This is a genomic window from Ruegeria hyattellae (assembly GCF_041537925.1).
Lineage (GTDB): Bacteria > Pseudomonadota > Alphaproteobacteria > Rhodobacterales > Rhodobacteraceae > Ruegeria_C.
Genome location: NZ_JBGOSH010000005.1, coordinates 283,910 through 303,492, shown reverse-complemented (window position 1 = coordinate 303,492; position 19,583 = coordinate 283,910). Strand labels below are relative to the sequence as shown.

The 19,583-nt window shown below is 61.4% G+C and carries 17 protein-coding genes and 1 tRNA gene; 11 read left to right on the top strand and 7 right to left on the bottom strand.

What is annotated here, in order from left to right; translation table 11 throughout:
* Positions 1 to 30 precede the first annotated feature (30 nt).
* From AB1E33_RS14805 to AB1E33_RS14795, 3 genes are all read left to right on the top strand, one after another.
* Positions 31 to 1,104 carry an NAD(P)/FAD-dependent oxidoreductase gene (locus AB1E33_RS14805; RefSeq protein ID WP_372578038.1) on the top strand — a complete coding sequence of 358 codons (1,074 nt, stop codon included), beginning with the start codon at positions 31 to 33 and terminating at the stop codon, positions 1,102 to 1,104.
* A complete protein-coding gene (locus AB1E33_RS14800; protein WP_372578037.1) occupies positions 1,101 to 1,751 on the top strand; it encodes a DUF938 domain-containing protein in 651 nt (216 codons plus the stop codon). Before AB1E33_RS14805 ends, AB1E33_RS14800 begins: the two co-directional genes overlap by 4 nt.
* Before the next feature lie 243 nt (positions 1,752 to 1,994).
* On the top strand, positions 1,995 to 3,257 hold the full coding sequence (locus AB1E33_RS14795; protein ID WP_372578036.1) for a DEAD/DEAH box helicase: 1,263 nt from the start codon (positions 1,995 to 1,997) through the stop codon (positions 3,255 to 3,257).
* A 39-nt stretch (positions 3,258 to 3,296) separates the two neighbouring features.
* On the opposite strand, the gene AB1E33_RS14790 is transcribed toward AB1E33_RS14795, so the two are convergent.
* From AB1E33_RS14790 to AB1E33_RS14780, 3 genes are all read right to left on the bottom strand, one after another.
* The gene (locus AB1E33_RS14790) at positions 3,297 to 5,804 is read right to left on the bottom strand and encodes a GcvT family protein (RefSeq protein ID WP_372578035.1); all 2,508 of its coding nucleotides are present in this window, start codon (positions 5,802 to 5,804) and stop codon (positions 3,297 to 3,299) included.
* Positions 5,805 to 6,763: 959 nt separating this feature from the next.
* Positions 6,764 to 8,167: an FAD-binding oxidoreductase gene (locus tag AB1E33_RS14785; protein ID WP_372578034.1), complete on the bottom strand. Its 1,404-nt coding sequence runs from the start codon at positions 8,165 to 8,167 to the stop codon at positions 6,764 to 6,766.
* Between the two features lie 29 nt (positions 8,168 to 8,196).
* Positions 8,197 to 9,183, bottom strand: coding sequence for a 2-hydroxyacid dehydrogenase (locus AB1E33_RS14780; RefSeq protein ID WP_372578033.1), 987 nt, complete (start codon positions 9,181 to 9,183; stop codon positions 8,197 to 8,199).
* Positions 9,184 to 9,318: 135 nt separating this feature from the next.
* Between AB1E33_RS14780 and AB1E33_RS14775 the strand changes: the two genes are divergently transcribed.
* From AB1E33_RS14775 to AB1E33_RS14765, 3 genes are all read left to right on the top strand, one after another.
* Positions 9,319 to 9,837 (top strand): SH3 domain-containing protein, encoded by a 519-nt coding sequence (locus AB1E33_RS14775; RefSeq protein WP_372578032.1) that lies wholly within the window; start codon positions 9,319 to 9,321, stop codon positions 9,835 to 9,837.
* 219 nt (positions 9,838 to 10,056) lie between these two features.
* Positions 10,057 to 10,131: transfer RNA gene (locus AB1E33_RS14770), tRNA-Gln, on the top strand.
* A 229-nt stretch (positions 10,132 to 10,360) separates the two neighbouring features.
* Complete coding sequence (locus tag AB1E33_RS14765) at positions 10,361 to 11,128, top strand: mechanosensitive ion channel family protein (protein ID WP_372578176.1); 768 nt, start codon at positions 10,361 to 10,363, stop codon at positions 11,126 to 11,128.
* An 85-nt stretch (positions 11,129 to 11,213) separates the two neighbouring features.
* Here AB1E33_RS14765 and ald read toward each other — a convergent pair whose 3' ends face one another.
* Positions 11,214 to 12,332 carry an alanine dehydrogenase gene (ald, locus tag AB1E33_RS14760; RefSeq protein ID WP_372578031.1) on the bottom strand — a complete coding sequence of 373 codons (1,119 nt, stop codon included), beginning with the start codon at positions 12,330 to 12,332 and terminating at the stop codon, positions 11,214 to 11,216.
* A gap of 139 nt (positions 12,333 to 12,471) precedes the next feature.
* Here ald and AB1E33_RS14755 point away from each other — a divergent pair, with 139 nt between their 5' ends.
* Entirely contained in the window at positions 12,472 to 12,930 is a 459-nt protein-coding gene (locus tag AB1E33_RS14755; protein WP_372578030.1) for an Lrp/AsnC family transcriptional regulator, read from the top strand.
* A gap of 184 nt (positions 12,931 to 13,114) precedes the next feature.
* Positions 13,115 to 14,005, top strand: coding sequence for a polyphosphate kinase 2 (ppk2, locus tag AB1E33_RS14750; protein ID WP_372578175.1), 891 nt, complete (start codon positions 13,115 to 13,117; stop codon positions 14,003 to 14,005).
* 50 nt (positions 14,006 to 14,055) lie between these two features.
* On the opposite strand, the gene AB1E33_RS14745 is transcribed toward ppk2, so the two are convergent.
* Together AB1E33_RS14745 and rpsU are read right to left on the bottom strand one after the other, a co-directional pair.
* Positions 14,056 to 15,192 (bottom strand): CAP domain-containing protein, encoded by a 1,137-nt coding sequence (locus AB1E33_RS14745; RefSeq protein ID WP_372578029.1) that lies wholly within the window; start codon positions 15,190 to 15,192, stop codon positions 14,056 to 14,058.
* A 294-nt stretch (positions 15,193 to 15,486) separates the two neighbouring features.
* Positions 15,487 to 15,693, bottom strand: a complete 207-nt coding sequence (gene rpsU, locus AB1E33_RS14740) for a 30S ribosomal protein S21 (RefSeq protein ID WP_005614280.1) — start codon at positions 15,691 to 15,693, stop codon at positions 15,487 to 15,489.
* Positions 15,694 to 15,804: 111 nt separating this feature from the next.
* On the opposite strand from rpsU, the gene AB1E33_RS14735 reads away from it, so the two are divergent.
* Both AB1E33_RS14735 and AB1E33_RS14730 read left to right on the top strand, forming a co-directional pair.
* The gene (locus AB1E33_RS14735) at positions 15,805 to 16,509 is read left to right on the top strand and encodes a COQ9 family protein (protein WP_372578028.1); all 705 of its coding nucleotides are present in this window, start codon (positions 15,805 to 15,807) and stop codon (positions 16,507 to 16,509) included.
* Positions 16,510 to 16,551: 42 nt separating this feature from the next.
* Positions 16,552 to 17,538, top strand: a complete 987-nt coding sequence (locus AB1E33_RS14730) for an NAD(P)H-quinone oxidoreductase (RefSeq protein ID WP_372578027.1) — start codon at positions 16,552 to 16,554, stop codon at positions 17,536 to 17,538.
* Here the strand turns inward: AB1E33_RS14730 and AB1E33_RS14725 are convergent.
* Entirely contained in the window at positions 17,535 to 18,392 is an 858-nt protein-coding gene (locus tag AB1E33_RS14725; protein ID WP_372578026.1) for a DUF2189 domain-containing protein, read from the bottom strand. The genes AB1E33_RS14730 and AB1E33_RS14725 overlap by 4 nt on opposite strands.
* Before the next feature lie 194 nt (positions 18,393 to 18,586).
* Here AB1E33_RS14725 and AB1E33_RS14720 point away from each other — a divergent pair, with 194 nt between their 5' ends.
* Entirely contained in the window at positions 18,587 to 19,570 is a 984-nt protein-coding gene (locus tag AB1E33_RS14720; protein WP_372578025.1) for a quinone oxidoreductase family protein, read from the top strand.
* The last annotated feature ends 13 nt before the right edge of the window (positions 19,571 to 19,583 follow it).

Sequence of the window (19,583 nt, the reverse complement as noted above, 5' to 3'; positions counted from 1 at the left end):
TCGGTGAGGCGTAGCAAGGAGCGTTTCGAGGTGTTCGATTTTGTGATCATCGGCGGCGGCGTCGCGGGGCTGGGCGCGGGCGCGTGCCTGTCGGAACAGGGCAGCGTACTGCTGCTCGAGGCGGAAAGCGCGTTGGGCTACCATACATCGGGCCGATCGGCTGCGATGTTCGAGCCGAATTATGGCGCGGCCCCTATCGTGGCGCTCAGCCGCGCCAGCGAGGCCTTTCACCGATCCGAAAACGGCGGCTATCTCACTCCGCGCGGTCTGATGCTGTTGGCGCGGGAGGATCAGAATGCTCAGTTCAATGCCGATATCAAGGAACTTGCCCTGCACCCGATCCCGGTCGAACAGGCTTTGGAGCGTGTGCCGATCCTGAACCCCCAGGTTCTGGGGTTCGCGGCCCATCACGACACGGCTGAGGATATCGACACGGATCGCCTGCTGCAGGATTTCGCCAAGCGTATCCGCGCTAACGGGGGGCAGGTCGTCACCGGCGCGCAGGTGACCGGGATCGAAGGCCGGGGTCCATGGCGGGTCAAGGCCGGAGAGGTTCATGAAGCGCGCATGCTGGTCAACGCGGCAGGAGCCTGGGCAGACCGGATCGCCGTTTTGGCCGATGTGGCCCCGATCGGGCTTGTGCCATATCGCCGGTCGATGGCGCGCATCCCGGCACCGGGCGGGCGCGACGTGCGAGGCTGGCCGATGCTGATGGGCGCGGGCGAGGCATGGTATGCCAAGCCGGATGCGGGCAAGCTGCTGATCTCGCCCGCAGAGACCGATCCGGTCGATCCGCATGACGCCTATGCCGATGACATGGTGCTGGCCGAAGGCATCGCGCGGTATCAAGAGATGGTCACCGAAGAGGTCACGCGGGTCGAAAGTAACTGGGCCGGGCTGCGCAGTTTCGTTTCCGACCGGGTGCTGGTGCTTGGCCCCGACCCGGATGTGCCCGGGTTCATCTGGTGCGCGGGGCAGGGGGGGTACGGGTTTCAGACTGCGCCTGCGGCCTCACGCCTGCTGGCCGATCTGGCCACCGGTGGGCCACCTGAACTGGAGCCGGAAATTGTGGCCGCGCTCAGCCCTGGCAGGTTGCGCCGGTGATACGTCGCCCGCAGCCACCAAGGGCTAGTGTTGTCGAGGCAGGCGACGGCGGGCGGCTGGTTGCACCCGCCGCAACGCGCAATGCCGACGCGATTTGTGACCTGCTGCTGCGGGTTGCACCCGAGAGGGGTCGCGCGCTGGAACTGGCCAGTGGCACCGGTCAGCACGTCGCCGCTTTTGCCACCCGTCTTCCGGGTCTGGATTGGCAACCCAGCGAAGTCGACGCGGGACGCCTCACCAGCATCGACGCTTATTGCGACCCACTCACCAATGTCGCGATTGCCGTGCATCTGGACGCTTCGAGTCCCGGCTGGGCCAAGCACCATGCGGGTCAGGATCTGATTGTCGTGATCAACCTGTTGCACCTTGTCAGCATGGACGAGGCCGCCTGCCTGATCGGCGAGGCCGCGCAGGCCCTGTCCCGCTCCGGTCGCTTGCTGATTTATGGCCCGTTTATGCGCGATGGCGTTCTGACCAGTGACGGGGACCAGCGATTTCACGCGGCTCTGTCGGGGTCGGACCCTCGGATCGGATACAAGAATGACCGCGATATTCTTGATGAGTTGAGTGCAGCGGGTCTTATTCCGGTCGACCCGGTTGCGATGCCTGCGAACAATCTGGCGTTCCTGGCGGAGAAACCGGCCTGACGCCATGCTTCTCGGCCATACACGCGGGGTTGACAAGGTCGCCGCGATGCAGCATACGGTCCACTGTTGTGCTGTCGCGTGAGCAGGCCGTGCCCGACTGAACGGGCCAAGGCACGATATTCCACCTGATCCCCATCACGCAGGGTTCCTAATGCAAGACCGGACCGATCGGGATTCGCCCGTATGGCCGAGGTTTTGCTGTATCCTCGTGCGCCACCAGAGAGGTGGCAGGAAAGAGATACTTTGTTCGATTTTAATACGCTCGGCCTCGTGCCGGCGCTGACCGATACTTTGAAAAAGTCCGGTTTCTCACATCCCACACCTATCCAGGATCAAGCGATTCCGCTTGCGCTGGAAGGACATGACGTCTTGGGCCTGGCCCAGACCGGCACCGGCAAGACGCTAGCGTTTGGCCTTCCACTGATCCAGCACTTGCTTGAAATGCCTGGCAAGCCCGCCCCAAAAACTGCAAAGGCGCTAATCCTCGCACCTACCCGCGAATTGGTGAACCAGATCGCTGACAGCCTGCGTAACCTGACCGGCGAGACCCGGTTACGTGTGAACATCGTAGTCGGCGGGCAATCGTTGAACCGCCAGATCAGCACGCTCGCGCGCGGAACCGACATTCTGGTCGCGACACCGGGCCGCCTGATCGACCTGATGGAACGCCGCGCTGTCGACCTGAGCACGGTGCGGCACCTCGTGCTGGATGAAGCCGACCAGATGCTGGACATGGGTTTCATCCATGCGTTGCGCAAGATCGCACCCGCTCTGGGAACGCCGCGCCAGACCATGCTGTTTTCGGCCACGATGCCGAAACAGATGGAAGAACTGAGCCGCGCCTATCTGGACAACCCGCGCCGGGTGCAGGTTTCGCCCCCGGGCAAGGCCGCCGACAAGATCACCCAGTCGGTCCACTTTGTCGAAAAGCCCCAAAAGAGCGCCAAGTTGCGCGAGATTCTGTCTCGGGATCTTGACGCACTGACGCTGGTATTCGGACGCACCAAGCACGGCGTCGAGAAAATGACCCGGCAACTGGTCGCGGATGGCTATAACGCCGCCTCGATCCACGGCAACAAAAGCCAGGGCCAGCGCGACCGCGCCATCAAGGCGTTTCGCGACGGCACGGTGACCACTCTGGTTGCCACCGATGTGGCTGCGCGCGGCATCGATATTCCCGGCGTGGCCTATGTGGTCAATTATGACCTGCCCAACGTGCCCGACAACTATGTCCACCGCATCGGACGGACCGCGCGCGCGGGCCGCGAGGGCGAGGCGATCACGCTGTGCGCAGCAGATGAAATTGATCTGCTGTTGCAGATCCAGAAGGTCATGAAGATCGAGATCCCCGTCGCCAGCGGCGAAATGCCCGAGGCCGTGGCCCCCGCCAAACCCAATCGCGGTGGCGGTAATCGCCGTGGTCGAGGCAAACCGCAAGGTGGAGCCCCGAAGGGCGGTAACGGGCAGGCCAATAAACGCCGCCGCCCACGTCGACGCGCGGCCTGAGGTCAAAGAAAAGGCGGGGTGAACACCCCGCCTTTTTTCTTAGCCGTCCTTGCGGATGACTTCGTTCTTGGGGTCATAAGGACTGTCGCAGGTCACTGTCGCATCCCACAGCTTGTCCTGCATTTTGACCTTCAGCACAGTGCCCTCAACGGTCAGCTCGGGTTTCACATAACCCATTCCGATTGATTTCTCGAAGGCCACCGAATAACCACCCGAAGTCAGACGACCGACACGCTCGCCTTCCGGCGTGTAGAGCACTTCGCGGCCCCAGGGGTCGGCATCTTCGGGTCCGTCGATCAGCAGGGTGCAGCATTTCGCCCGCACGCCGGTCTCTTCCAGCTTGGCCTTGCCGTGGAACTCCTTGGACAGGTCGACAAAGCGCGGCAGGTCAGCCTCGAGCGGTGTGGCATCACGGCCAAGTTCGGTGCCGAAGGCACGATAGGATTTCTCCTGCCGCAGCCAGTTCTGGGCGCGGGCGCCGACCAGTTTCATGCCGTGCTTCTCGCCCGCTTTTTCCAACAGGTCGAACAGATAATTCTGCATCTCCATCGGGTGATGCAGTTCCCAGCCGAGCTCTCCGGTATACGCCACGCGGATCGCGTTGACCGGGCACATGCCCAGTTCGATCTGACGCGCCGACAGCCACGGGAAGCGCTTGTTGGAGAGTGTAGTTTCCGGATCGGCGTCCTTGATGACCTCTTTCAGCACGTCGCGCGATTTCGGCCCGGCGATGGCAAAGACGCCCCACTGGGTGGTGACATCCTGGATCTCAATGTACCCGAATTCGCCCATCTTGTCCTCGGCCGCCTTGCGCAGGTAGTCTGCGTCATACTCGGTCCATGCACCGGCGGAGACGATATAATAGGTGTTTTCGCCGTTGCGGACGATGGTGTATTCGGTGCGGGTGGTACCGTGGCTGGTCAGCGCATAGGTCAGGTTGATACGCCCGACCTTGGGCAGCTTGTTGCACGTGAACCAGTCGAGGAACTGGGTCGCACCGGGGCCTTTGACGACATGCTTGGTAAAGGCGGTCGCATCGATCAGGCCGACGCCTTCGCGGATCGCCTTGGCCTCTTCGACGGCGTATTGCCACCAGCCACCGCGCCGGAAGGACCGCGCGTCGTGGTCGAAACTCTCGGGTGCATCCAGCGGGCCGTAATAGTTGGGACGTTCCCAGCCATTGACCCAACCGAATTGCGCGCCGCGCGCCTTCTGGCGGTCATAAGCGGGCGCGGTGCGCAGCGGGCGGGCTGCCGGGCGTTCTTCGTCCGGGTGGTGCAGGATGTATACGTGGTCGTAGCACTCTTCGTTCTTGCGGGCTGCAAACTCAGTGGTCATCCAGTTGCTGGAATAGCGTTTGGGGTCCAGTGAGGCCATGTCGATCTCGGCCTCGCCATCGACCATCATCTGCGCCAGATAATAACCGGTGCCACCCGCAGCGGTGATGCCGAAAGAAAACCCTTCGGCCAGCCACATGTTGCGCAGACCTGGTGCCGGGCCGACCAGCGGGTTGCCATCGGGGGTGTAACAGATCGGGCCATTGAAATCGTCTTTCAGACCACTTTCCTCGCAGGATGGCATCCGGTGGATCATCGCCATGTACTGATCTTCGATCCGCTCAAGGTCCAGCGGGAACAGGTCGGCGCGGAAACTGTCCGGCACGCCGAACTCAAAGCAGGCGGGCGCGTTCTTTTCATACACACCCAGAATCCAGCCGCCGCGTTCCTCGCGGACATAGCTTTGCGCGTCGGCATCGCGGATGACGGGGTGCTCGGGATTGCCCTCTTCGCGCCACGCCTTGAGCGACGGGTCAATGTCGGTGACGATGAACTGGTGCTCGACCGGGATCGCGGGAATCTTGATGCCCAGCTTTTTGGCAGTGCGCTGCGCGTGGTTGCCGCTGGCGGTCACCACGTGTTCGGCGGTGATCACCACCTTTTCGTCGCTCTCGATCAGATTGCCGCCCTTTTCCACCATCCTGGTGCAGGTGACCTCCCATTGGGTGCCATTCCAGTGGAATTCATCAGCCTGCAGCTTGCGGACGATCTCAGCCCCGTGCTGGCGCGCGCCCTTGGCCATCGCCTGGGTGACGTCGGCGGGGTTAATATAGCCATCGGTGTGATGATAGAGTGCGCCCTTCAGGTCCTCGGTCTTGATCAGCGGCCAGCGGTCCTTGATTTCGTCCGGGCTCAGCCACTGGTAGGGCACGCCGCAGGTCTCGGCGGTCGAAGCATAGAGCATGTATTCGTCCATGCGCGCGTCTGTCTGCGCCATGCGCAGGTTGCCGACCACGGCGAACCCTGCGTTCAGGCCGGTTTCTTCCTCGAGCGTCTTGTAGAAATCGACCGAGTATTTGTGGATATGCGTTGTCGCGTAGGACATGTTGAACAGCGGCAGCAGGCCCGCCGCGTGCCAAGTGGAACCAGATGTCAGCTCATCGCGTTCGATCAGCATCACATCGTCCCAGCCTGCCTTGGCCAGATGATAGGCAATCGAGGTTCCGATGGCGCCGCCGCCAACGACCAGTGCTTTGACTTGGGTTTTCATAACCGGGCGCCTTTCCTTGAATCCAGTTGCCACCATATGGCGCATTTGCACAGTCGCAGGCGACATTCATCCGACCAGTGATATGAAAAAAACGACCCGCAGCTTCCTGCAGGTCGTTTTCGTCAGTGCTTGACGCCTTTCGGCCGCCGCTGAGGGAGCATCGCTGAAACGCGCCCTTGGTCGCACACCTGCTGCCCGACCCGGACCTGCCCTTGCTCACGCGAACTGTTGGCGCCTCTGCGGTTTCGGTATGGCTGGAGAATGGCTGCGACCCGCCGATGAACCCGTCAAGACCCTGCTCTGCCCGCGGTGCGGTTGAGGCATTTCTCTTGGGCTTGGAAAAGAGGCGGCCGAACAGGCCGCCATCATCTGCGCTGGCTTATTCGGTTTTTGACTGCATCAGGTCGTTCAACCCCTTGAGGTAACCGAACTGGATCAGATCAAGCGGCGTGGCAATCCTGTTTGCGGTCAGATCTAACCTGTCGTTTGGCGACCCTTATTGGCCTGCAACGTCGCCTCTTGCACCGCGACCTTGAAGGCCAGAGGCCCTGCGGCTTCGCTTACCTTGGCCAGTGCCGGACCGGTGCGGGCATCAACCGAAAAATCGCCTCCGCAATCGCGCGCGCACCCGTTCTGCACTCGAGGCCGGCAGATAGAGCCTGGCGCATGCCTTCCACCGTTTCTGGTGAGCGCGCTCGGTCCGCGCCAGTTTGCGTTCCACCTGCGCGTCCAGGAATCTTTCCTGAAACGTGTCGGCGCATTGCTGCATCGACAGGACCGATTTGACCTTTTTTGCGTTTGGTAATCGACATCTGCCACCGCGATGGCACCCACAAAAAACCGCCAGAGCCTTCGCGCTCATTTTCGATACACCCTTTTTTTTGGCAATGGTATCAGGTTTTTTCGGCCTCTGGTTCAGGGCGATCTGAAGGCGCGGTGGCGACGCAAATGAGAAAATGTCAGCCGGGCAGAATTTTTCCTGGATTCAGAATGTTGTCAGGGTCGAGCGCCTGCTTGATCGCGGCCATATAGTCGGTCGCAGCGCCAAGCTCTTTGACCAGATAGGGTCGCTTTCCCTGCCCGATCCCGTGCTCGCCCGTACAGGTGCCGTCCATCGAGATCGCCAGATCGTTCAACCAGCTGACAAAATGCCGGGCGTTGGTGATCTCGGTCTCGCTGTCCATATCCACAAGGATCAGCGAGTGGAAATTGCCGTCGCCCACATGGCCCACGATCGGGGCCATCAGCCCCAGTTCCGCCGCCTTGTCCTGCGCGGCGGTAACGCATTCGGCCAGCCGCGAGATCGGGACACAGACATCGGTCGAGATGCCGCGCGCGCCGGGGCGTAGTTGCAGCGTTGCCCAGTACATGTCATGGCGCGCCTGCCACAGACGGTTGCGTTCTTCGGTCGAAGTGGTCGCGGCGAAGCCCGCGCTGCCAAACTCATCGGCGATGGTGCGAAAGGTGTCGGCCTGCTCGACCACGCTGGCCTCGGAGCCGTGGAATTCGAGCAGCAGGAGCGGCGTTTCAGGCAGGCTCAGCTTTGAATAGGCATTGGCCGCACGCACGCTCAGTTCATCCAGCAATTCGATCCGCGCCACCGGCACGCCGTACTGGATCGTCATCATGACCGCGCGACATGCAGCATCGACGCTTGGGAAGGAACAGCGCGCCGAGCTGATCGCCTCGGGGATGCCTTGAAGGCGCAGGGTAATCTCGGTGATGATGCCCAGCGTACCTTCGGACCCGATAAGCAACCGGGTCAGGTCATATCCGGCGGACGACTTCTTGGCGCGTTGCGCGGTGCGGATGACGCGGCCATCGGCCATCACCGCTTCAAGCGCCAGGACATTGTCCTTCATCGTGCCATACCGCACCGCGTTGGTGCCCGAGGCGCGGGTCGCGGCCATGCCACCAAGTGAGGCATTGGCGCCGGGATCGATCGGAAAGAACAGTCCCTGATCACGCAGATGGGTGTTCAGATCTGCACGGGTGACGCCAGGCTGCACCACGCAGTCGAGGTCCTGCGCATGAACGGCGAGCACCTTGTCCATCTGGCCCAGATCGACCGAGATCCCACCGCCCGGAGCGTTCACATGCCCTTCGAGCGAGGTGCCGGTGCCAAAGGCAATGACCGGGACTTTGTGAGCGGCGCAAATGCGCACCACATCGGCCACCTCATCGGTGCTCTGTGGAAAGACCACAGCGTCAGGCGACTGGTTTTCGATCCAGGTGGTCGTGTGACCATGCTGCTCGCGCATCGACACGCCGGTGTGCAGGCGCTCGCCAAAGCGTTGCCTCAGTACGCTGATGGCGGTTTCGATCCCATCGTCGTTTCGCGTCAGCAGGGGGGCCTCGGTCATGCGGCGGTGTTCCTCGGGTACAGGTTGGGTCAGATCATCGACGGGACAACCAGATCGGGCGGGCGGTGGCCATCCTCAAAGGTCTTGATGTTGATGATCACCTTCTCGCCCATCTCGATTCGCCCTTCCAGCGTGGCCGAACCCATATGCGGCAGCAGTACAACATTGGGCAGCTTGCGCAGGCGCGGGTTCACATCCGCACCATGTTCATAGACATCCAGTCCGGCGCCGGCGATCTCTCCGGCGCGCAACATTCGGGTCAAGGCGTTTTCATCAATCACCTCGCCGCGCGAGGTGTTCACCACCACGGCGTTGGGTTTCAGCAGCTTGAGTCTGCGTGCGTTCAGCAGGTGAAAGGTCGAGGGCGTCGCCGGACAGTTGACCGAGATCACATCCATCCGCGCCACCATCTGGTCGAGGCTTTCCCAATAGCTGGCCTCATATGCCTGTTCGATATCGGCATGCAGCCTGCGCCGGTTGTGATAATGCACCTGCATACCGAAAGCTGCCGCGCGCTTCGCTACGGCCTGCCCGATGCGCCCCATACCGAGGATACCCAGACGCTTGCCGCTGATCCGTCCGCCCAGCATCGCCGTGGGTGCCCAACCGGTCCAGTCGCCCTGCTGCATCCTGTTCCAGCCTTCGGGGATGCGGCGGGTCACCGCCAGCATCAGCGCCATGGCAATATCGGCAGTGTCATCAGTCAGCACACCAGGCGTGTTGGATACGTGGATGCCTCGCTGCCGCGCGGTCTGTACGTCGATATGATCCACACCCGCGCCGTAGTTGGCGATCATCCGCAGCTTTTCACCCGCTTGTCCCAGCAGGCCTGCGTCAATCTTGTCGGTCACGGTCGGAATCAGGACATCCGCGCTTTGAACGGCGGAGACCAGTTCCGCGCGCTCCATCGGCGAGTCATCCTCGCGCAGGCGCGCGTCGAACAACTCGCACAGCCGGGTCTCGACAACATCGGGCAACCGTCGCGTAACGACAACACTCAGACGATCTCTGGCCACCGAATTCCTCCAGGCACTTTTCAATCAGGTCCGCGCCATGCCATCGTGGCGCAGGAACGGGCGGGGCACAAGAACCCCATGCGCAAAGACGCAGCCTTTTTTGAGTGAGCAGTCGGTATTTCGGGCGGGCAGTCAGTGACAATTTTCAGGGGATCAAGGCGCGTCTTTCTGGCGCTTTCGGCAGGTGCGTTGCTCTGTGCGGGCGGCGTGGCTCTGGCCGAACCCAAACGCGGGGTGGTGACCAACCTGCCGCTGCCGCGGTATGTTTCGATGAAAGCCAATGAGGGCAATGTGCGTCGGGGGCCGTCGCTGACTCATCGGATCGACTGGGTGTTCAAACGCCGCGACATGCCGCTTCAGATCACGGCCGAGCACGGCCACTGGCGCAAGGTCCGCGATCGCGACGGAGCCGGAGGCTGGGTGCATTACGCGCTGCTCTCAGGCGTGCGAACCGTGCTGGTCGAGAAGGAAATGACACCGGTCTATACGCGTCCCGACCTCGCGTCCCAGATCAGCGCCCATTTCGAAACCGGCGTCGTGGCGCGGCTAGGCGCTTGTTCCGAAAACTGGTGCAGAATCTCGGCGGGCGGCTATCGGGGCTGGGTTCCAAAATCCGTTCTTTGGGGTGTGGGTGCAGAAGAGATTCGCGAGTAGGCGGGCCAAAATTCGACCCTAACAATCGAAGCGCGCCAACGCATCCGCGAATACTCTTGGGTTCGCGCCATGCCCTTTCGAAACGCCTAGGCTAGGCATTAAAAACCGGGTTGCTCGGCTCATTGGTGCCGCTAAATAAGATCGGTTCAAAAGACCCAAAAAAAGTGACAAAGGACCCTTGAACCCCTCGCGCAAACTGCGTAGACAGCCGCTCACCGTTGGGGTGTAGCCAAGTGGTAAGGCAGCAGTTTTTGGTACTGTGTATCGTAGGTTCGAATCCTACCACCCCAGCCACGTTTCACTGAAAACTCAAACGAACATCAGGAAACCACTCGATCCCCTTCTTTGTACAATCCGGTCCCGCCCGAGTTACGGGGAACAGGTGTGCAATCCTTACCTAGACCCATTCGCGCTTTTGCTGGATGATCCGGCGCGACCCCGCAGCCGAATGCGCGGGAATCACGCGATAATATTGGAGTTGCACGTGGAAGAACTACTCACTCAGACGGAATTTGTCTGGCCGATGATACTCAACGCGGCCAAGGCGCTTGCCGTTCTCATTGTCGGCTGGATCGTGGCCGGAGCCATCGGCGGAATGGTGCGCCGCAAGGTGAATTCAACGCCTCATATCGACCCCACGCTGGGGAACTTCCTGGCGAGTATGGTGAAATGGGCGATTCTGGCGATGGTCATCGTCGCCGTGCTTGGCATCTTCGGGATCGAGGCCACCAGTGTCGTCGCGGTTCTTGGTGCCGCGTCGCTGGCGATCGGTCTGGCGCTACAGGGCACGCTCAGCGATCTTGCCGCTGGTGTGATGATCGTGGTTTTCCGACCCTACAAGCTGGGCCAATATGTCGATATCGGCGGCACCGCAGGCACAGTGCAGGAGGTCAACCTGTTCACCACTGAACTGGTGACGCCTGACAACGTGCAGATCATCGTGCCTAACGGTCAGGCCTGGGGCTCGATCATCATCAACTTTTCGGCCCATGACACGCGCCGGGTCGATCTGGTTTTTGGCATCGATTATGGCGACAACGCCGATGCTGCGATGAAGATCATCCTGGACACCGCGCAGGCCGATGGTCGGGTTCTGTCCGATCCCGAGCCTTGGGTGCGGGTCACCAATCTGGGCGACAGCTCGGTCGATCTGACAGCGCGGCTCTGGTGCAATGCCGCCGATTACTGGGATCTGAAATTCATGCTGACCCAGAAGGTGAAGGAAGCATTCGACGCGCAGGGCATCTCAATCCCGTATCCGCACGCGGTCGAGATCCAGAAGGCCGGATGAGGCCCATTGGGTTGCGAGAATTCACTACCCACCACTCACTGACGAAACGCCGCGCATAGCGCGGCGTTTTCTGTGTTCCGGCGCGTCAGGATTTGACCGCGACCGAGGGCGAGACCACGTCAATCCCCAGCGCCTTGCCGACTGCGTAATAGGTCAGTTGCCCGGCATGCACATTCAGCCCGTTCAGCAGATGCGGGTCGTCCTGGCAGGCCTGTTTCCAGCCCTTGTCCGCCAACGCCAGCAGGAACGGCATTGTGGCATTGCCCAAAGCAATGGTCGAGGTCCGCGCCACCGCGCCCGGCATGTTGGCCACGCAGTAGTGCATGATCCCGTCCACATTATAGATCGGCTCAGCGTGGGTGGTGGCCTTGGATGTCTCGAAACAGCCGCCCTGATCGATTGCCACATCCACGATCGCCGCGCCCGGCTTCATCTCGGACAGCTGCGCTTTCGTGATCAGCTTGGGTGCTGCGGCACCGGGGATCAGAACCGCGCCGATCACCATATCCGCCTGACGCACCAGTTCTATAGTTGATCCGGCAGTCGAATACTGGTTCTTGAAGGTTCCGCCAAAGACGTCATCGAGGTATTTCAGCCGGTTGAGCGAGCGATCGAGCACGGTCACATCGGCGCCCATCCCCGCCGCGATACGCGCCGCATGGGTGCCCACAACGCCGCCGCCGATCACCACGACCCGCGCCGGGCCGACGCCGGGCACGCCGCCCATCAGCACGCCGCGCCCACCATTGGCTTTTTGCAAGGTCCAGGCACCCACTTGCGGCGCCAGCCGTCCGGCGACCTCGGACATAGGCGCTAGCAGCGGCAGGCCTCCGGCATTGTCGGTCACGGTTTCATAAGCGATGGCGGTACAGCCCGAGGCCAGCAGATCATGGGTCTGATCCGGATCGGGGGCCAGATGCAAATAGGTAAACAAGAGCTGGCCTTCGCGCAGCATCTTGCGTTCGACCGCCTGTGGTTCCTTGACCTTGACGATCATGTCGGCGGTGGCGAACACCTCTTCTGCCGTATCAACGATCCGTGCGCCTGCGGCGACATAATCGGCATCCTCAAAGCCCGATCCGGCCCCGGCATTGGTTTCGATGATCACCTCATGACCATGCTGCACCGCTTCATACGCGGCATTGGGCGTCATGCCGACGCGGAATTCCTGCGGCTTGATCTCTTTCGGGCACCCGATTCTCATTGTCTCACTCCAAATTCGCAAACTGCCTAAAATATGGGCATAAAACCGGGGGGATTTCTGTGAAACCTTCCTCGTATTTCGCCGCAATTGGTGTATATTCTTCGAAAATTTGGATAAATCATGCAAAAGGCTTGCGCGTTTGACCCTGGATGCAACAGATCGACGGATTCTCACTGAACTTCAGAAAAAGGGCCGCATGTCGAACGCCGACCTGTCCGAGAAGGTGAACCTGTCGCCATCGGCCTGTCACCGGCGCGTGCAGCGGCTGGAGGCCGAGGGCTATATCCGCGACTACGTGGCGCTGCTGGATGCCCGCAAGCTGGGCGTCCCGACCACGGTGTTTGTCGAGATCACGCTGCAGGGGCAGGCGGATGAGGTGCTGGACGCGTTCGAGAAGGGCGTGTCCCGGATACCGGACGTGCTGGAATGCCATCTGATGGCGGGCACGGCGGATTATATCCTCAAGGTCGTTGCCGAAAACACAGATGATTTCGCGCGCATCCATCGGCAATATCTGGCGCGGTTGCCGGGAGTTGCGCAGATGCAGTCCTCGTTTGCGTTGCGTACCGTGTTCAAGACCACTGCGCTTCCGGTCTGAGCCGTTTGCGCGGTGCACGGGGCTTGCCTCGCCCTGCGAGGCGGGCGATTATGTTGTGTTCGGAACAGGGTGCTGACCCAGATTTGACCGACATCAGAGATTTACACGCGCCGGATATGGCATACATCCGATTGTGAACCGAGAGAAGGAGCTGACCTTGACCGACGATTCCGAAGACCTGGGCATGAAATGGCTTGAGGCCGAGTTGGAGGATACGCTGGACGAGGATTTCGAGATCGAGTTCAGCGAACCGATGCTGTCGATGGAGATCCGCAAGCTGTATAAGTCGCAGAATCCCGGAATGCTCGATCGGAGGGTCTATTTCCGCAATCTGCTGCGACTGCAGGCGGAACTGATCAAGCTGCAGGATTGGGTGCAGCATACTGGGGCCAGGGTACTGATCCTGATGGAGGGGCGGGATTCAGCTGGCAAGGGGGGCGTCATAAAACGCATCACCCAACGCCTGAACCCGCGCGTCGCACGCGTGGTCGCGCTGCCCGCGCCCTCGCGCCGGGAACAGAGCCAGTGGTATTTTCAGCGCTACGTGCCGCATCTGCCCTCGGGAGGCGAGATCGTGTTGTTCGACCGCTCCTGGTACAACCGTGCAGGGGTCGAGCGGGTGATGGGCTTTGCCACCGAAGATCAGGTAGAGCAGTTCTTTCAGGACGTTCCCGAATTCGAACGGATGCTGAAACGGTCGGGGATCATCCTATTGAAATATTGGTTCTCGATCACAGACGAAGAACAACAGCTGCGATTCCTCATGCGTATCCACGATCCGATGAAACAGTGGAAGCTGAGCCCGATGGATCTGGAATCCCGCATCCGCTGGGAAGACTATACCAAAGCCAAGGAAGAGATGTTCGCGCGCACCAACATCCCCGAGGCGCCCTGGTACATCGTCGAAGGCAACGACAAGAAACGCGAGCGGCTGAACTGCATCGAGCATCTGCTGACGCAGATCCCCTATGAGGACGTGCCCGGCGAAAAGGTCACGCTGCCGGATCGCAAATATAATCCGGAATACGAACGCCAGGTTCTGCCCGACGAACTTTACGTGCCAAAGGTTTACTGAGCGACAGCGCTGGCCCGGCGCACTGCCGGGCCAGCCTATGCGTCAGGGGATCAGACGAAGTCGAACATGCAGCCGTCCATGTCGGGCCGCATCATCATGTCATCATCCTCGGCGCCACAGGTGTTCATGACGATCTCGGTTTGCGCGGGGTCCTCGGGTGTGTCGAAGAAGGTGTCAAAGACCTCGGTGACAAGCCAGAGACCAACCAGCCCGGTTGCAATATCCGCAACATCGGCGTCATTCGTCCCGGGCGCGCACCAGTCGAACTGATCGACGAAGTCCTGCACCTCTTCGAGAATACTGGTGACATGCGCTCGGATGACATCCTCGCAGCCGCCCGGATCGCCGTTGTCGGTAACATCGGTGTCCGGTTCTTCGGTCTCGGGGTCTTCGGTGTCAGTGACGTCGGTGCCCGGTTCCTCGGTTTCGGGGTCCTCGGTGTCAGTGACGTCGGTGCCCGGTTCTTCGGTCTCGGTGTCCTCGGTGTCAGTGACGTCGGTGCCCGGTTCTTCGGTCTCGGGGTCTTCAGTGTCAGTGACGTCGGTGCCCGGTTCTTCGGTCTCGGGGTCCTCGGTGTCAGTGACATCGGTGTCCGGTCCCTCCGTCTCGGGGTCTTCGACATCTGTGACGTCGACATCGGGGTCTTCGCCATCTGTCTGTTCATCCTCGGGCGAGGGCGTCTCGGCGACCGGGGTTTCCGGTTCAGCCGGCGGCGTATCCTCGGGCGGGATGTCGAGCAGGACCGACGCATCGGTGGTCGCAAAGTTTTGCGTGACCATGACGGCATCCCAGCCATTGAGATCGCCATCCTCGACCCCGATCCCGATATATCTGTAATCGGGGTTCAGGATATTGGCCCGGTGTCCGGGGCTGTCCATGAGCCCGGCATGCAGATCGGCCACGTCATCGCTGTTACCGGGCGCGCCGCGTTCCGATTGCCAGGCGATGTTCTCGCCCGACCGCCAATTGCCTGAGAACTCGAAGCCCGCATCTTGCATGCGCTCCTGCGCGCTCGAACCGGCCTCACCGGTATGCGAGAAATTGTCGCTGTCCAACATCCATGTACTGTGATCCTCGGCCGATGCATTCAAACGGGTTTCCAGTTGCAGCGGCTCGATCCCGCGTGAGGTGCGTTCCTGGTTTATCAACGCCAGCATCTCGCGTTCGACCGTGTTTGCATTCGACATTTCAGCCTCCTTTTTTTGCCTGTGTCCGAAAGGACAGCGACGAGATAGAAGGAGCCGCAGACAGTCTGAAAGAGGCGCGCCATCAAAGGTTGCATCTAAGCGGCTGGGCGCTGCCAACGCGGGATTCGCACGGCTGTAAAATGCCGGGCAAAAGGTCGCTTAGGGGCGAAAAGGCGGAATGCTGCGTCAATCGCCTATGACGCCAGCGGATTACCCCGGTCCTGAAACGACAAACCCCCGGGCGATGCCTCGGGGGTCGTCAAATAGTGTCGTCCAAAGCTGGACGGGAAGGGATCAGAGCAGACCTTCGCGCTGGGCTTTTTTGCGTGCCAGCTTACGGGCACGACGGATCGCTTCTGCCTTCTCGCGCGCTTTCTTCTCGGACGGCTTCTCGAAATGTTGCTTGAGCTTCATTTCGCGGAACACGCCTTCGCGCTGCAGCTTCTTCTTCAGGGCACGGAGCGCCTGATCGACATTGTTGTCGCGAACACTAACCTGCATGTGGTTGTCACCACCTTTCTAGATATGAGTTGCAAGGAAATTGCAGGAAGTGGCGATATAGCAAAGCGCCGCGAACTTGTCTAGTAGTGGGGCAGACAAAGGAGTTACGCCATGACAATGCCTTACGAGACCGTGCGCGACCAGCTTCTGGACGCGGCGCTTAATCATGTGCCCTTTGAAGGTTGGTGCGCCGCCTGTTTCGACGCGGCGGTCGCAGATACCGGTCTGGACCGGACCGTGGCACAGGCGGCCTGTCCGCGCGGGGCGGTCGACCTGGCGCTGGCCTTTCACAAGCGCGGCGATGACATCATGCTCAAACGCCTTGAGGACACCGACCTGAGCGCGCTCAAGATACGTGAACGGGTCACATTGGCCGTGCGCTGCCGGATCGAAGCGGCCAGCACGCCTAACGAAAAAGAGGCGGTGCGCCGGGGTGTCGTTCTGTTTGCCCTGCCGCATCTTGCGGCCGAGGGCACCCGAGCGATCTGGAATACCTGCGATCTGATCTGGGCGGCGCTGGGCGACTCGTCGGACGACCTGAACTGGTATACCAAACGTGGGCTGCTCTCGGGGGTCTATTCCTCGACGCTGCTATTCTGGATGGGGGATGATTCGGCTGACAATGCCGCGACATGGACCTTTCTCGATCGGCGCATCGAAGACGTCATGACGATTGAAAAGGTCAAGGCGCAGGTGAATGCAAACCCGTTGCTGAAACCCTTCATGGCTGGGCCAATGTGGTTGTCCAAACAGATCCGCGCACCCACGCGCGCGCCGCGTGTCGATCTTCCGGGCCTTCTGCGCCCGCGCCGATAAATTCGCCCCTGCTGCAAACCCGAGCCACAAGGACCAGATGGAATGACCCAGATGATGCGTGCCGTCGAAATTTCAAAACCCGGCGGCCCGGAGGTGCTGAACCCCGTGCAGCGCCCGGTTCCCGAACCGGAACTGGGCCAGGTGGTACTCAGGGTCGCCTATGCCGGTGTGAACAGGCCCGACGCGCTGCAGCGGGCCGGGGCCTATGACCCGCCGCCCGGCGCCAGCGATCTGCCAGGGCTGGAAGCGTCGGGTGAGGTGGTGGCGCTGGGCGATGGCGTCACGTCGCTAGCCGTCGGTGATCAGGTCTGCGCGCTGTTGCCGGGCGGTGGATATGCCGAATATGTCGCGACCTCTGCCGCCCATTGCCTGCCGGTTCCCAAGGGGATGGGAATGAAAGAGGCGGCTTGCCTGCCCGAGACTTTCTTTACCGTCTGGTCCAATGTCTTCTCCCGTGGCGGGCTGAAGGCGGGTGAGCGGTTTCTGGTTCATGGCGGTTCCAGCGGGATCGGTACCACCGCCATTCAGCTTGCCAATGCGTTTGGCGCGCGGGTGTTCGCGACCGCGGGCTCCGAGGCGAAGTGCAAGGCCTGCGCCGATCTTGGCGCCGAGCGCGCGATCAACTACCGCGACGAGGATTTCGTGAAGGTGGTGAAAGCCGAGGGCGGCGCAGACCTGATCCTCGACATGGTGGGAGGCGATTACATCCCCCGCAACGTCAAGGCGTTGGCCAATGATGGCAGGCTGGTGCAGATCGCGTTCCTGCAAGGCCCGGTGGTCGAACTGAACTTTGCGATGATGATGGTCAAGCGGCTGACGCTGACCGGCAGCACCCTGCGCCCGCAAAGCGATCTGGCCAAGGCGCAGATCGCGCAGAACCTGCGCGAGGCAGTCTGGCCACTGCTTGAGGCCGGGCGCGTCGCCCCGGTCATGGATAGCAGCTTTGATCTGGACGATGCGGCGCAGGCCCATGCGCGGATGGAGGCCTCGAACCATATCGGCAAGATCGTCCTGAACGTGGGTGGCTAGGCCACCGCGCGCCGGTAGAGATGCCAGGTGGCATGGCCCAGCACGGGCAGCACGACGATCAGCCCCAGCATGAAGGGGATCGAACCCAGAACCAGCAGCGCCGCAACCATCGCGCCCCAGCTCAATATGACGGCGGGGTTTTGGCGCAGCACTCGAACCGAGGTGACCACTGCGACCGGCACGCCGACCTTGCGCTCCAGCAGCAGCGGAAAGCTGACCACGCTGACGGCCAGTGCAATGACCGCAAACAGAAGCCCCACCGCGTTGCCCGCGACGATCAGGGCCCAGCCCTGCGGCGTAGTGAGCAGGTCACCCACAAACGCCATGACCGAGGCCGGCGGCTCGGGCCCAAGCGTGGCGGCATAGATGCTCTGCGCTGCCATCATCCAGACCAGAAACAACATGACCAGGTAAAGCGCCAATACAAAGATCGACCCGAAAGAGGGCGCGCGAAAGACACCAAACGCGTGCCGCCAGCGCGCGTCCAGACCGGCCTCGCGCCTGCGACTGATTTCATAAAGGCCGACCGCCGCGGCCGGACCCACCAGCGCGAATCCCAACACAAGAGGTGCAAGCAGCGGTACAAGGTCCATCTGCATGCCCATCCCGAACAGGATCAGCCCCGCGATTGGATAGATCGCGATGGCAAAGATTGCATCGGCGCGGGTGGCGATGAAATCGTCATATCCGGCCCGCAGGCAGGCCGGGATGTCACGCATTGTCAGCACCTGGACCATCGGTATCTCGGCTTTGGTCTCGCCGCCCAGCCCCGAGATCGCCTCGCCCACGTGGTCGCTGGTGCTGCCCAGGTTGCGGGCGGCCCAACTGATTGGATTTCCGATAGTTTTCGCCATGGTTCACCCTTCCTTGGCGTTGTGGATGCGCCTTGGTCCTGGGTCTCGGCGTCGCCTCAGACCCGACCGGTCGGCGACAGATGGTGCAAGTATAACATGATTCCCCGCTCGTTTCGGTCACGGCTTGGCGAGCGGGCGCTTGCCCTTTGCCTGACGCCTGTTAGCTTCAGCCGAAACAGGGGAGGGAGACGCAGATGCCACAGACAGCCCGAACGGTCGTGATCCATGAAACCGGTGGCCCCGAGCGGCTACGCATCGAGGACCGGAGCATTGGCGATCCCGGGCCGGGCGAGATCCGTATCCGCCACCATGCCTGCGGGCTGAACTTCATCGATGTCTATCAGCGCATGGGGCTCTATCCGCTGGACCTGCCACAGGCGCTGGGCATGGAGGCCGCCGGTATCATCGAGGCGGTGGGACCGGGCGTCTCGCATCTCAAAACCGGAGACCGCGCCGCTTATGCGGCGACACCGCCCGGTGCTTATGCCGAGGCGCGGGTGATGCCAGCCGCGCAGGTCTGCCCGCTGCCCGCGGCAATCGGCTTTGATCAGGGCGCGGCCATGATGCTAAAGGGAATGACAGTGGAATACCTGTTTCACCGTACCACGCCCCTCAAGCGGGGCGACACGGTTCTGTTTCATGCGGCGGCGGGTGGTGTCGGTCTTATCGCCTGCCAATGGGCACGGTCCGAAGGCATCCGGCTGATCGGTACAGCGGGCTCGCGCGAGAAATGCGAATTGGCGCTGCATCACGGCGCCAGCGCGTGCATCAACTACCGCAGCGAGGATTTCGCGCAACGGGTGCGTGACATGACCGACGGGGCGGGTGTCGATGTGGTAATGGATTCGATCGGTGCCGATACGTTCGTAGGATCGCTAGATTCACTAAAGCCGCTGGGCATGATGATCTCGTTCGGCAATGCCTCGGGACCGGTGCCGCCCGTTGATCTTGCGATGCTGGCGCAGCGCGGATCGCTCAAGATCACCCGGCCGACATTGTTCACCCATATCGCCAATGCCGCCGACTGTCAGGACATGGCGCAGCACCTTTTTGGCAAGGTGACGAATGGCGATATCCAGATCCGCATTGATCAGCGCTTTGCGCTGGACCAGGTGGGTGACGCCCATCGCGTGCTTGAAGCGCGGCAGACGACCGGCAGCACGATACTTGAACCTTGAACGCTTAAGTTGC

Bases quoted from the DNA above. Each gene is read 5' to 3' on its own strand.
- AB1E33_RS14790 (WP_372578035.1), bottom strand. From the start codon at position 5,804: ATGAAAACCCAAGTCAAAGCACTGGTCGTTGGCGGCGGCGCCATCGGA.
- AB1E33_RS14785 (WP_372578034.1), bottom strand. From the start codon at position 8,167: ATGACCGAGGCCCCCCTGCTGACGCGAAACGACGATGGGATCGAAACC.
- AB1E33_RS14765 (WP_372578176.1), top strand. From the start codon at position 10,361: ATGATACTCAACGCGGCCAAGGCGCTTGCCGTTCTCATTGTCGGCTGG.
- ald (WP_372578031.1), bottom strand. From the start codon at position 12,332: ATGAGAATCGGGTGCCCGAAAGAGATCAAGCCGCAGGAATTCCGCGTC.
- ppk2 (WP_372578175.1), top strand. From the start codon at position 13,115: ATGAAATGGCTTGAGGCCGAGTTGGAGGATACGCTGGACGAGGATTTC.
- AB1E33_RS14745 (WP_372578029.1), bottom strand. From the start codon at position 15,192: ATGTCGAATGCAAACACGGTCGAACGCGAGATGCTGGCGTTGATAAAC.
- rpsU (WP_005614280.1), bottom strand. From the start codon at position 15,693: ATGCAGGTTAGTGTTCGCGACAACAATGTCGATCAGGCGCTCCGTGCC.
- AB1E33_RS14735 (WP_372578028.1), top strand. From the start codon at position 15,805: ATGACAATGCCTTACGAGACCGTGCGCGACCAGCTTCTGGACGCGGCG.
- AB1E33_RS14730 (WP_372578027.1), top strand. From the start codon at position 16,552: ATGACCCAGATGATGCGTGCCGTCGAAATTTCAAAACCCGGCGGCCCG.
- AB1E33_RS14725 (WP_372578026.1), bottom strand. From the start codon at position 18,392: ATGGCGAAAACTATCGGAAATCCAATCAGTTGGGCCGCCCGCAACCTG.
- AB1E33_RS14720 (WP_372578025.1), top strand. From the start codon at position 18,587: ATGCCACAGACAGCCCGAACGGTCGTGATCCATGAAACCGGTGGCCCC.